At 68.4% G+C, this 11,896-nt stretch carries 10 protein-coding genes; 4 read left to right on the plus strand and 6 right to left on the minus strand.

Translation table 11 applies throughout. From position 1 onward, the window contains the following. Positions 1 to 227: 227 nt before the first annotated feature. A complete protein-coding gene (locus tag ACFWFP_RS34230) occupies positions 228 to 1,868 on the plus strand; it encodes a peptide chain release factor 3 (protein ID WP_379302113.1) in 1,641 nt (546 codons plus the stop codon). A 20-nt stretch (positions 1,869 to 1,888) separates the two neighbouring features. On the opposite strand, the gene ACFWFP_RS34235 is transcribed toward ACFWFP_RS34230, so the two are convergent. Then, positions 1,889 to 2,413: a nuclear transport factor 2 family protein gene (locus ACFWFP_RS34235; protein WP_379302159.1), complete on the minus strand. Its 525-nt coding sequence runs from the start codon at positions 2,411 to 2,413 to the stop codon at positions 1,889 to 1,891. Between the two features lie 282 nt (positions 2,414 to 2,695). Further along, entirely contained in the window at positions 2,696 to 3,571 is an 876-nt protein-coding gene (locus ACFWFP_RS34240) for an Abi-alpha family protein (protein WP_379302115.1), read from the minus strand. 396 nt (positions 3,572 to 3,967) lie between these two features. On the opposite strand from ACFWFP_RS34240, the gene ACFWFP_RS34245 reads away from it, so the two are divergent. Further along, positions 3,968 to 5,182: a hypothetical protein gene (locus ACFWFP_RS34245; protein WP_378636028.1), complete on the plus strand. Its 1,215-nt coding sequence runs from the start codon at positions 3,968 to 3,970 to the stop codon at positions 5,180 to 5,182. Beyond that, a complete protein-coding gene (locus tag ACFWFP_RS34250) occupies positions 5,173 to 6,075 on the plus strand; it encodes an Abi-alpha family protein (RefSeq protein ID WP_379302118.1) in 903 nt (300 codons plus the stop codon). Before ACFWFP_RS34245 ends, ACFWFP_RS34250 begins: the two co-directional genes overlap by 10 nt. A 47-nt stretch (positions 6,076 to 6,122) precedes the next feature. Here the strand turns inward: ACFWFP_RS34250 and ACFWFP_RS34255 are convergent, their stop codons facing one another. Beyond that, positions 6,123 to 7,913 (minus strand): ABC-F family ATP-binding cassette domain-containing protein, encoded by a 1,791-nt coding sequence (locus tag ACFWFP_RS34255; RefSeq protein ID WP_379302120.1) that lies wholly within the window; start codon positions 7,911 to 7,913, stop codon positions 6,123 to 6,125. Between the two features lie 198 nt (positions 7,914 to 8,111). Then, entirely contained in the window at positions 8,112 to 9,047 is a 936-nt protein-coding gene (locus ACFWFP_RS34260) for a 4-(cytidine 5'-diphospho)-2-C-methyl-D-erythritol kinase (protein ID WP_379302122.1), read from the minus strand. 153 nt (positions 9,048 to 9,200) lie between these two features. Between ACFWFP_RS34260 and ACFWFP_RS34265 the strand changes: the two genes are divergently transcribed. Continuing rightward, positions 9,201 to 9,407 (plus strand): heavy-metal-associated domain-containing protein, encoded by a 207-nt coding sequence (locus ACFWFP_RS34265; protein WP_379302124.1) that lies wholly within the window; start codon positions 9,201 to 9,203, stop codon positions 9,405 to 9,407. 347 nt (positions 9,408 to 9,754) lie between these two features. On the opposite strand, the gene rsmA is transcribed toward ACFWFP_RS34265, so the two are convergent. Further along, positions 9,755 to 10,639 (minus strand): 16S rRNA (adenine(1518)-N(6)/adenine(1519)-N(6))-dimethyltransferase RsmA, encoded by an 885-nt coding sequence (gene rsmA, locus ACFWFP_RS34270; protein ID WP_101465785.1) that lies wholly within the window; start codon positions 10,637 to 10,639, stop codon positions 9,755 to 9,757. 34 nt (positions 10,640 to 10,673) lie between these two features. Next, complete coding sequence (locus ACFWFP_RS34275; RefSeq protein ID WP_379302127.1) at positions 10,674 to 11,831, minus strand: lipase family protein; 1,158 nt, start codon at positions 11,829 to 11,831, stop codon at positions 10,674 to 10,676. Positions 11,832 to 11,896: the final 65 nt, after the last annotated feature.

Below are 11,896 nucleotides of genomic sequence, written 5' to 3' on the forward strand. Positions count from 1 at the left end.
GGGGGGCGGGGCGCGGGGGGGGCGCGGGTGGCCCGCGGGGGGTCCCGCCCCTACGGCCCACCCCCGGTGGCCAACCGGCGGCCCCCAGGGGCCGCGACTCGAGCGCGCCAGCGCTCCAAAAACACAGCGTCAAACCTCCTGGGACTACCGAACAATTGATCCCCCCTGTGACCACCCCTTCAGCCCCTCGTACCCTGGAAAGGCTGCCCCCACCGAAAGGCTCCCCTTTGTCCGAGTCCGGAGAGAACGTCGCCCCCACCCCCCGCGGGTTGCCCGCCGAGGTGGCCCGCCGGCGCACGTTCGCCGTGATCTCGCACCCCGACGCGGGTAAGTCGACGCTCACCGAAGCGCTGGCCCTGCACGCCAGGATGATCTCCGAGGCGGGCGCCATCCACGGTAAGGCCGGTCGCAAGTCGACGGTGTCGGACTGGATGGAAATGGAGAAGGCGCGCGGCATCTCGGTGAGTTCGACCGCGCTGCAGTTCAACTACCGCGCCGCCGGATCCGATATCGACAATGTGATCAACCTCGTCGACACCCCCGGCCACTCCGATTTCTCCGAGGACACCTACCGGGTGCTCACCGCCGTCGACGCCGCGGTGATGCTGATCGACGCGGCCAAGGGCCTCGAACCACAGACGCTCAAGCTGTTCCAGGTGTGTCGTCACCGCGGTATCCCGGTGATCACCGTGATCAACAAGTGGGACCGGCCGGGCCAGGCCCCGCTCGAACTGCTCGACGAGATCAGCGAGCGGATCGGCCTCACACCCACTCCCCTGTTCCTGCCCGTCGGTATCGCGGGCGATTTCCGCGGCCTGCTGCGCCGCGGACCCGAGGGCGAGGCGAGCGAGTACATCCACTTCACCCGCACCGCCGGTGGCGCGACCATCGCACCCGAGGAATACCTGACCGCCGACGACGCCGAGGCGCGCGAGGGCGAGGCGTGGACGACCGCGGCCGAGGAGAGCGAACTGCTCTCGGCGACCGGGCAGGACCACGATCAGGAGATGTTCCTGGCAGGCCAGACCTCGCCGGTGATCTACGCCTCGGCCATGCTGAACTTCGGTGTGCGCCAACTGCTGGAGACGCTGGTGGAACTGGCGCCCGCGCCCGGCTCGCGCGCCGACGTGACCGGCAAGGAGCGCACGACCGGCGACCCGTTCAGCGCGGTGGTGTTCAAGGTGCAGGCGGGCATGGACACCGCCCACCGCGACCGGCTGGCGTTCATGCGGATCGTCTCCGGCGAATTCGAACGCGGCATGGTGGTGACCCACGCGCAGACCGGTCGCCCGTTCGCCACCAAGTACGCGCTGACGGTCTTCGGCCGCGAGCGCACCACGGTCGACACCGCCTACCCCGGCGATGTGGTCGGCCTGGTCAACGCCACCGCGCTCGCGCCGGGGCACACGCTGTTCGTCGAGAAGAAGGTGGAGTACCCGCCGATCCCGAGCTTCGCCCCCGAACATTTCGCGACGCTGCGCGCGCAGAGCGCGGGCAAGTACAAGCAGTTCCGCAAGGCCATCGACCAGCTCGATTCCGAGGGCGTGGTGCAGGTGCTGCGCAACGACGCCCGTGGTGACGCCACTCCGGTGCTGGCCGCGGTCGGTCCGATGCAGTTCGAGGTGGTCACCGCCCGGATGCAGGGCGAGTTCAACGTCGAGACCCAGCTGGACTTCCTCCCGTTCACGCTGGCACGGCGCACCGACGCGGACTCGGCGCCCGAGCTGGATCGCCAGCGCGGGGTCGAGGTCTTCACCCGCACCGACGGCGTGATCTTGGCGCTGTTCAGCGACAAGTGGCGCCTGCAGTACATCGAGAAGGAGCACCCGAAGCTCACGCTGGAACCGCTGGTCGCGACCGCGGACTGACGCTGTCTGGGTCGGGAGCCTCAGGCCGCCGGTCCGGGATTGCGTTCCACCGAGGAGATGTGGTTCTCCTGCGCGATCATTCCCCAGCGGCTCGCGGTGAGCCGCAGGCTGGGTAGGTCGCTGAGCGAGAGCACTACTTCGTAGGTGCGCTCGTACCCGGTGTGCGAGATACGCCAGTGCCCGTCCTCGCAGCGCACGTAGCTGTCGGTGTAGAAGGCGGCGCCCCGGAGACACATGTTGTGTTCGGGGATGATCACCGTGTCGGCCAGGTACCAGGTACCGGAGGCGGTGTCGCCGTCGATATCGATCTCGGGGTGATCGCAGCGGTGCTCGGTGATCACGTGCGGTCCGAGGGTGTTGCGCAGAAAGGCCAAGAAGGCCTCGCGTGACTCGAACTGCAGGTATTCGCTGTAGGTGGCGGTGGCCTCGGGGACCAGGGTGTCGGCGAACTCGTCCCACGACTTGGTGTCCAGGCTGCGCAGATAGCGGTACTTCAACCTGCTGATCGCGATGCGATCGTCGGGGTGGTCCGGCGGGCGCTCGATCGGTGTGGGCTGTTCGTCGTCGTCCGACGGCGCTGACGCCATCCATGCCTCCCCCGGGTCCGACCCGGCGACCAACGGCTCGTCGATGCCGGGCAGCAACGGCACAGGCCCTGTCCATGCGGACGCGACAGGTTCGTCGACGTGCACGTTGGGAGTTTCCTGGCCCTGCTCCATCTCTCCACGATCCCACCAGAAACGGCTCGCCGCCCGTTCTGTATCAGATCGCTATCACTGCCGACACCGGAGTGTGACCTCCGGCACCGGCCGGCCCGGCTGTCTGAGCTACCCGATGGTGAAGCAGGTGCGGCAGAAATCCTCGCCGAATTCGGACAGACGCAGGCTCTTGCGCACGATCTTGGGCGCGCGGCCCGCCTTCTTGAGCGCCTGCTCCACGACGGGTTGCACTTCCAGCACCATGTACCGGCTCAGCACGACCGGATCGTCGGAGGTGAGCGTGAGTCCGAGCCGGTTGAGGTTGATCAGGTAGGACCGCGCGCGGTCCGGGTAGCGCACGCCCGCCTGTTCGGGGACCGAGGTCAGGTCGCCCTGCACCAGCTCCGAGCCGATGCCCAGCGGACGGTTGGTGCGCACGTCGACCGAGGGTTGCGGACCGTTGAGGGCCATGAATCGCAGAATGCGGGCCTCGTCGGGAGCGACCTCGTCGAGGATGCGGTCGTAGGCCGGGTGCACGTCCTCAGTGAAGTACACGTCGGCCGAGCGGGCCAACAGCGCGTCGCCGCGTCGCCGCAGGTCATCGGTAGTGGCCGAACGCAGGTACGGGCCGACGGTGATGGCCTGCTGCGACGACGCGCCGTTCGGTGTCGGCACATAGCTGACGATCTCGCGTACCGACCCCTCGGTGACGCCGAGTGCGCTGCGCGCGATGGAGCGCAGGGCATTGCCGGTGCGCTCGGCGATATCAGCGGAGGATTCGCCGTCCAGCGCCGCCTGCGCCAGTTCCTTGGTGACCTCGTAGGTGGTGCCGACAGCCCACTGGCTGCCGCGCACCGCGGTGCCCGCGGCCAATCCGGCGGCGCGGAAGACGCCGCGGATCAGCCGTGCCTCATTGCTGATCTGTCGCTGCTCGACATCCGAGCTGCGCTCGACGGCGCGGGTACCGGCACGGGCCAGGTCCTGTCCGGTCCTGTCGTCTGTCACGTCCTACTCCGAAGTCTCGCCGTGTGAACAGTCCCGCCACCGCGCCCCCTGTGCGCGAGTTGTGGGCTGTCACCAAATGTGGTGGTGGTCATTGTTCCGACTTGCAAGGGTGAGTACGGCATTCGGGACAGGTTCTGTGACTGATGTCTCAGACACTACCCTGTGGTCTGACACACGACGAATGGACCCAGTTCCTCATCTCACAGTAGGGTCACCTCGCCGCGGGGGTGATAAATTTTTGGTTCTCGGTGAGGCGGTGGTCACCGGGTATCGGCAGGAGGGCGTGTCGTGTTGGAGAGTGTGTTCGGGTTACACCCGACACTCCTGCTAGAAATTCTGACCATTCCTCTTTTCACAGGAATTATCGGCTACATAACCAACTGGTCCGGCATTCTCATGCTGTTCCAGCCGATCAAATTCCACGGATTCCGACTGCCCGGTCTGCGGGCGGTCTTCCCTTATCTACCCAAGCGGATCCAGGTATTGCCGCTGCTCAGCTATGACGGCCGGATCGGCTGGCAGGGCATCGTGCCCTCACGCGCCGACAAGATGGCCAGTATCGCGGTCGACAAGGGCCTGTCCAAGCTGGGCAGTGTCGCCGACTTCTACCGCGAGCTCGACCCGGAGAAACTCGCCGAACATCTGGCCGAGGTGGCCGACGCGCAGATCCGCGACATCGTCGAAGTGATCCTGCGTCGCGAACATCCGCAGCTCTGGTACAACCTGCCTGTTCAAGTCAGGGAAATGATCCATCAGCGGGTGCGTTCGCAACTGCCGGAGATCCTGCGCGACCTCACCATGGAGCTCGGCGCCAATATCGATCAGCTGCTCGATGTGAAGCAGATGGTGATCCGTTACTTCCAGGCCCGGCCGCAATTGCTCAACCAGCTGTTCCAGGTGCTCGGCGCCAAAGAGCTCCGGTTCATGCAGAACTTCGGCTTCTACTTCGGCGCGCCCTGCGGCCTGCTGCTGGTGCTGGCGCTGCACACCACCGGGCTCTCGGCGCTGGTCGTGCTGCCGGTCGGCGGGATCATCATCGGCTGGGTGGTGAACTGGATCGGGATCAATATGATCTTCGCGCCCGCCACCCCGAAGTGGTGGTGCCCGTGGCGGCAGGGTCTGCTGATCAAGCGCCAGCCCGAAATCACCGCGGGTTACGCGGCCTTGGTGTCCACCGAGGTCGTCACGGTGGCCAACATCGGCGACGAACTGCTCAACGGACCGCGCTCGGACCGGACGTTGCAGATGCTCGAGGACACCCTGCGCCCGGCCGCCGACCGTGCGCTCGGGCCCGCGCGGCCCGCGGTGAAATTCATGCTCGGCAGCCGCGAATACGACTCGCTGCAAACAACTCTCACCACGCAGGCCATGACGATCGCGCCCATGGCGTTCGCCGACCCCGCGTTCAATGCTCAGCAGAGCAGGCAGGTCAACGATTACATCGCCCGGCAAATGTCCGCACTTTCCCCCCATGACTTCGTGGACATGCTGCGCTCGGCGATCAAACAGGACGAATGGTTGCTTTTCGTCCATGGCGGCGCGCTGGGGCTGCTCGCCGGATACGCTCACATCCTGGTCTTCGGAACAGGAGTAGCGACGACATGGATGTAGACGACGGGACCCCGTCCACCGACATGGTGCGACGGTCGGTACCGCCGCTAGAGGTATCCACCGACCGGCGTGGCCTGCTGCCCGTCTCCCCGGTGCGCACGGTTCGGGCGGCGACCGGGGTGGCGCGGGTCGCGCTGACCGCCGCCTCCGGGATGACGCTGTGGACCCTGGACACCGCGCTCGGGGTGACCGTCACGGTGTTGCGCGGCAGCATGGCGGGCAACCCGCCCAACGAGGTGCTCGCGGAAGCGGAAACCGAGGTGCGCGACCGGCTCCGGCACGCCCTCGGCCTGCCGACGGGTGCCGAACACCACCGCGAGGACGGCACGCCGACGCTGCGTGAGCAGGGCGCCGAACTGCTTCGCCTGTCCGCCAGCACCACCGCCGCACAGCCCGACGCCCACCCGGCCTATCCCGGCATTCTCGCCGAGATCACGCCGGACGAGGCACGGATCCTGCGCTTCCTGCACATCGACGGACCGCAGCCCGCCATCGATGTGCGCACCGGGCGGCAGCGGGCGTTCGGTGGCGAGCGGCTGATCAGCGGACTCACCATGCTGGGCGACCACGCCGGCCTGCGGTTTCCGAACCGGGTGCCGCAGTACCTGCCCAATCTGCGCAGGCTCGGGCTCATCGAATCCACCCGCGAGCCCGTCGGCAACCCGCACCGCTACCAGGTCATCGAGGCGCAGGAGCAGGTGCGGGAGGCGTTGAAGCGCCCCGGTTTCGGTACGAAGGTGAGCTACCGCAGCATCTTGCTCACCGAATTCGGCGCCGACTTCGTCCAGACGTGTTTACCGGTCGTCATCAACGACGGCCGCGAAACCGCCGGTCCGCCGCCCCGCGACTTCGGACCGGACTCGAGCGCGCGGTCACGGAGCGTCGGCGGCTGACAGCAGGTCTCCCGGTCGGGTCAGCCCGTACCCGTGTCCGTCCGAGATCAGTTGTCGGCGGCCTCCGCGAGTTCCATCCAGCGTTCCTCGGCCGCTTCCTTTTCGGCGACAACAGCCTTGAGCTCTGCACCGAGCTTGACCAGCTTGTCCGGGTCTGTCGCGGCGTCGGCGAGGGCGGCATGGAGTTTCTGTTCGCGCTCGTCGAGTTTGGCGATGCTGCGCTCGACCTTCGACAGCTCCTTGCGGGCGGCGCGGCGGTCGGACGAATCCGTCGAGGTGCCACCGGTCTTCGCGGTGAGCGGCTTGGCGTTGCCCGCCATGGTGGCGCGCTTGGCGAGGTAGGAATCGATGCCGCCGGGCAGGTTGGTGAGTTTGCCGTCGCCGAACAGAGCCCAGGTGGAGTCGCAGATGCGCTCGACCAGATAGCGGTCGTGGCTGATGACCACCAGCGTGCCCGCCCAGTTGTCGAGCAGATCCTCGAGCTGCTGCAGGGTATCGATGTCGAGGTCGTTGGTCGGTTCGTCGAGCAGCAGCACGTTCGGCTCGGCCATCAGGATGCGGGTGAGCTGCAGGCGGCGGCGTTCGCCACCGGAGAGATCGCCGACCGGAGTGCGCTGACGAGCCGGGGTGAACCCGAGCCGTTCGGCGAGCTGACCGGCCGAGATCTCTTTGTCGCCGAGCATGATTCGCTGCGCGACCTGCTGCACGGCCTCGAGCACCCGCATATCGGTGGGCAGGTCGTCGAGTTCCTGACGCAGCCAGCCGATCTGCACGGTCTGGCCCTGGATCCGCTTGCCCTTGGCGGGCTCGGTCTCCCCGGCCAGCGCGCGTAACAGGGTGGTCTTACCCGACCCGTTCACGCCGACCAGGCCGACCCGCTCGCCCGGCGCGAGCCGCCAGGTGAGGTCGTCGACCAGCACCCGGCCGTCCGGGGTGGTGAGGGCGGCGTCCTCGAGTTCGATCACCACGCGGCCAAGGCGCTTGCGCGCGAACGCGGCCAGCGAGACCGAGTCGCGCGGCGCGGGCACATCGGCGATCAGCGCCTCGGCGGCCTCGACGCGATAGCGCGGCTTGGAGGTGCGGGCCTTGGCGCCGCGGCGCAGCCAGGCCAGCTCCTTGCGGGCCAGGTTCTGCCTGCGTGACTCGGAGGCGTCGGCCTGACGGGCGCGTTCGGCGCGGGCGAAGATCCAGTCGCCGTATCCGCCCTCGTAGGTCTCCACCTTGCCGCCGACGACCTCCCAGGTGCGGTTGGCGACGGTGTCGAGGAACCAGCGATCGTGGGTCACGACGACGAGCGCGGTGCGCCGGGCGACCAGGTGTTCGGCCAGCCACTGCACACCCTCGATGTCGAGGTGGTTGGTCGGCTCGTCGAGGACCAGCAGGTCCAGGTCGCGCACCAGCGCCGCCGCCAGGGCGACACGGCGGCGTTCGCCACCGGAGAGGTTCGTGACCAGGGTGTCCAGGCCCAGGTCGGCGATGCCGATGCCTTCGAGGATCGAGCGCACGCGCGAGTCGGCGGCCCACTGGTGGTCGGCGATGTCGGCGGTCGACAGGTCGTCGGACAGCCCGGCGAACACGATCGAACCGATGCTCGCGCCCTCGGGCAGCACGCCGCGCTGGGTGACCACGGCCATCCGCAGCCCACCCACCCGGCTCACTCGGCCCTTGTCGGGCGGCTCCAGTCCGGTCAGGACCTCGAGCAGCGTGGTCTTACCGCCACCGTTGAGGCCCACCACCCCGATCCGTTCCCCCGCGTGAATGCCGAGGGAGACGTCATCCAGCAGCGGCTTGACGCCGAAGCTCTTGGAGACCTGTTCCAGGTTGATCAGGTTGGGCATTGCCGCCTCTCCGCGACTTCAGGCCAGACATAGGTGCGGGGTTGCGGTGCGTCGGCGTCCGACGGGGGGATTGCTGGACCAGTCGGCCCGTTCCCGGTGAGTTACCCATGTTCGTGCGAGATCTGTTGATGGCGATCATAGTGGACGCCGCCGGTCGCTCCGACCGGCACCGCTGCGGCCGGACTCAGCTGGTGCTCGTCAGCGGGTGGAGTGCGCCTCGGTGTCGAGCACGCGGGCGCCCTGAACAGGACCGGTGGCCGTGCGCACGCTGCGGCACACGCCCGCGCCTGCCAGCTCCGCGGCGACACCGATCGCGGCCTCCTCCGATTCGCAGAGGAACGCGCACGTGGGCCCCGACCCCGAGACCAGCCCGGCCAGCGCGCCCGCGCCGACGCCCGCGCGCAGGGTACGACGCAGTTCCGGCTTCAGCGAGAGGGCCGCGGCCTGCAGGTCGTTGCCGAGCAGCGGCGCGAGGGTGTGCGGGTCGCCCGCGGCCAGCGCCTGCATGAGTTTTTGGGGGTCACCCAGGCGCGGCGGCTCACCTTCGGCGCGGAGCCGGTCGAGTTCGCGGAAGACCGACGGGGTGGACAGGCCGTCCTTGGCCAGCGCGAGGACCCAGTGAAAGGTGTTGCGCGACAGCACCGGAAGCAGGCGTTCGCCGCGGCCGGTGCCCAGCGCGGTGCCGCCGTGCAGGGAGAACGGGACGTCGCTGCCGAGTTCGGCGGCGATCGTGGACAGTTCCTCACGGGTCAGCCCGAGGTCCCACAGCTCGTTCAGCCCGACCAGGGTCGCGGCCGCGTCGGCGCTGCCGCCGGCCATGCCACCGGCCACCGGGATGCCTTTGGTGATCGCGATCTCGACCAGCGGTGCGCGGCCCGCCAGATGCGCCAGGCGGACCGCGGCCTTCCAGACCAGGTTGGTGCGATCGGTGGGCACCTCGGCGGCGCCTTCACCGCTGACCCGCACGGAGAGCGAGGCCGAGGGAGCCAATCGGAGGTCGTCGGCGAGGGACAATGCCTGGAAGACGGTGGTCAGGTCGTGGTAGCCGTCCGGGCGCAGATCAGCGACTCCGAGATGCAGGTTCACCTTCGACGGAGCTCGCACGACGACCGGGCTGGGCACAACTGACAGCACGATTACCCAGCGTAATAGGTTCCACCGACTAGTACGCACGTCGAATGCCCGGCACCCGATCGAGGGGTTGCGTCAGGTACCCTTGGGGGGTATGTTCAGTCGTGTCGGGGACATACCCCTGGACCGTATGTTCGAAGAGCGAAGGAGTCGGCCATGGCCACCACCACCTACACCGTCACGGGGATGACCTGCGGACACTGCGCGAGCTCGGTCAAGCAGGAGATCGGCAAGATCGACGGCGTCACCAGTGTGGAAGTCGACGTCGCCAGCGGCCTCGTTCGCGTCGACAGCGCGGGCGAACTGGCCGACACCGAGGTGGCTGCCGCGGTCGACGAAGCGGGCTACGCGCTGAGCGCCTGAGACCACTCCCGCTGGGCGAGCCGGTGCCACGCGCGCCCGGCTCGCCCAGCAGCGACGGAGCCGGTGACTACGCCCACGTTCACCGCGGGTTCACCCACGTCGCACCGCGTCACGAATCATCCACAACGTCATCCACATCCCTCCCCAGACGTGGTGAGACACGGATTTCCGGGTTCCACCGGGAGCGGCACCCGTGGATCATGATCAACTCCGGATGCCGCGAAAACCAGTTGTCCACAATTGCTTTCACAGGGGCGCCACACCCCGCGCCGGTGAACGGCCGGTGTACTGCGGGTTCTCCTGCGGGAGGCCACGATTCGCCGAGCTGGGCCTACCGCTCGCGCCGATCAGGTTGTCGCGGCCAACCGGACGAACGCCGCCGTCTCGAGGGTCTCGCCCCGTGCCGTCGGATCGATCCCGGCGGCGACGAGCCTGCGCTCGGCCTCGGCAGGCGAGCCCGCCCACCCGGACAGTGCCGCCCGCAACGTCTTTCGCCGCTGCGCGAACGCCGCGTCGATCACCTCGAACACCCGCCTGCGATGCGCGTCGTCCATCGGCCACGGCGGTTCGGCGTATCGGTCGATCCGCACCAGACCCGATTCGACGCGCGGCACCGGCCAGAAGACCTGCGTCCCCACGTGACCGGCCCGCCGGACCTTTCCGAAGAAACCCGCCTTGACACTCGGCACGCCGTATACCCGGTTCCCCGGCTCGGCGGCGAGCCGGTCGGCCACTTCCGCCTGGACCATCACCAGCGACACCATGATGCTCGGCAACGTCGCGAGCAAGTGCAACAGCACGGGCACGGCCACGTTGTACGGCAGGTTGGCCACCAGTGCGGTCGGCGCGGCGGGCAACTGCTCCGGACGCACCCGCAGCGCGTCGGCCTCGACCACGCGCAGACGCTCGACCAGGCCGGGTGCGCGATCGGCGACCGTCTCGGGCAGATAGTTGGCCAGTACGGGGTCGATTTCGACGGCGACCACCTGGTCGACCACGTCGAGCAGCGCCAACGTCAGCGAGCCGAGACCCGGACCGACCTCGAGCACGGTGTCACCCGCGCCGACACCGGCCGCGGACACGATCCGCCGCACGGTATTGCCGTCGTGCACGAAATTCTGTCCGAGCTGCTTGGTGGGTCGGACGCCGAAACGTTCGGCCAGGGTCCGCACCTCGGCGGGACCGAGCAATGCGGCACGGTTACCGCGAGCGGAATTCTCTGGTTCGGACACTGCTAGAACCTACCAACCTCGTTGATCGGGCAGCTCAGCGCTGTGTCGGGGCAGCGTTCACGCGCGCGAGGAAACCGTCGATGGCGGCGAGCTGCTCGGGCGAGACCGAGCCGTGCTGGCCGTTGCCGAGGACCACCTGCTGGTCGACGCCGTTGGCCGCGAACTGGGCGACCAGCGCCGCGTGCAGCGGCGACGGCACGACCATGTCGGCGACGTTCATGGACAACAGGATCGGGGCATCGTAACCACTGGTCGGCAGCATCATGTAGGCCGCGAGCGGATCGCGCAGCGGAGCGAGCGGGCGGGCCAGCAGGTCGGCGGAGGTGACGCCCTTGGTCGACGCAAAGATCTCGTCCAGGCACTGGCTGCCCGCGGCGTCGACGATTTCCTTGCCGCGCGGAGTCAGGTAGGAGTCGATGTCGAGCGCGGGGTCAGTGGCGCGCAGACCGGCCAGGATGCTGACGATGAACGAGGTGGTGGCGCTGGAAAGCCCCGGCACCATCGGCGTCGTCGGGCTGACGAACGGCAGGATCTTCTCCACATCCGAGGCTGGGTCGATCGCGGCGACACCACGGAAGTCGAGCTCAGGGGCGTACTCAGCCTGCACGTGCGCCGCGCTCAGCGCCGCGTGACCACCCTGTGAAACACCGAGCACGCTCCAGGTGCGCGAGAGGTCGTGGTTGGCGGCGCGGGCAGCACGGACCAGATCGATCGTCGCAGTTGCCTCGCTGCGCACCTCGAGGTACGGGTGCGGGCCGGTGTCGAATCGGCCGAGGCCGAGGTAATCGGGCGCGACGACGGCGAAGCCCTGGTCGACGAACCGCTTCAGCAGCCGGTCCTCTCCCCCGCGCTGCTGCTGGAAGGGCGCGCTCTCCGGCTCGGCCTGACCACCGCAACCCGGGCCGGAGCCCGAGGTGCCGTGGTCGTAGGCCAGGATCGGCCAGCCACCGGCCGGTGCGTCGCCTTCGGGCAGGAACATCGCGCCGCTGGCCGGGCGCTGGACGCCGGCCGAGTCGGTCATCCAGTACTCGACCGACGAGCCACGGCTGAGCCCGTGCCAGCCCGCGGGTTCGGCCTGCACCGAGATGAGTGAACCGGGCGCCTCGGCGAGGGCCGGAGCGAATCCGGCGGCGGTCACCGCACTCGCGACCAGCGTGGCGACGACGGTCGCGCGAATCGGGTGGTTCAGCACAACTCAGTCTCCCTACCAGGCGATCACGATCTTGGACGAGTGTACAGATCGGGACCGGCCGGGCT

The organism is Nocardia sp. NPDC060249, from assembly GCF_042728755.1.
Taxonomy (GTDB): Bacteria; Actinomycetota; Actinomycetes; order Mycobacteriales; family Mycobacteriaceae; genus Nocardia.

Bases quoted from the DNA above. Each gene is read 5' to 3' on its own strand.
- ACFWFP_RS34245 (WP_378636028.1), top strand. From the start codon at position 3,968: ATGCTGTTCCAGCCGATCAAATTCCACGGATTCCGACTGCCCGGTCTG.
- ACFWFP_RS34250 (WP_379302118.1), top strand. From the start codon at position 5,173: ATGGATGTAGACGACGGGACCCCGTCCACCGACATGGTGCGACGGTCG.
- ACFWFP_RS34255 (WP_379302120.1), bottom strand. From the start codon at position 7,913: ATGCCCAACCTGATCAACCTGGAACAGGTCTCCAAGAGCTTCGGCGTC.
- ACFWFP_RS34265 (WP_379302124.1), top strand. From the start codon at position 9,201: ATGGCCACCACCACCTACACCGTCACGGGGATGACCTGCGGACACTGC.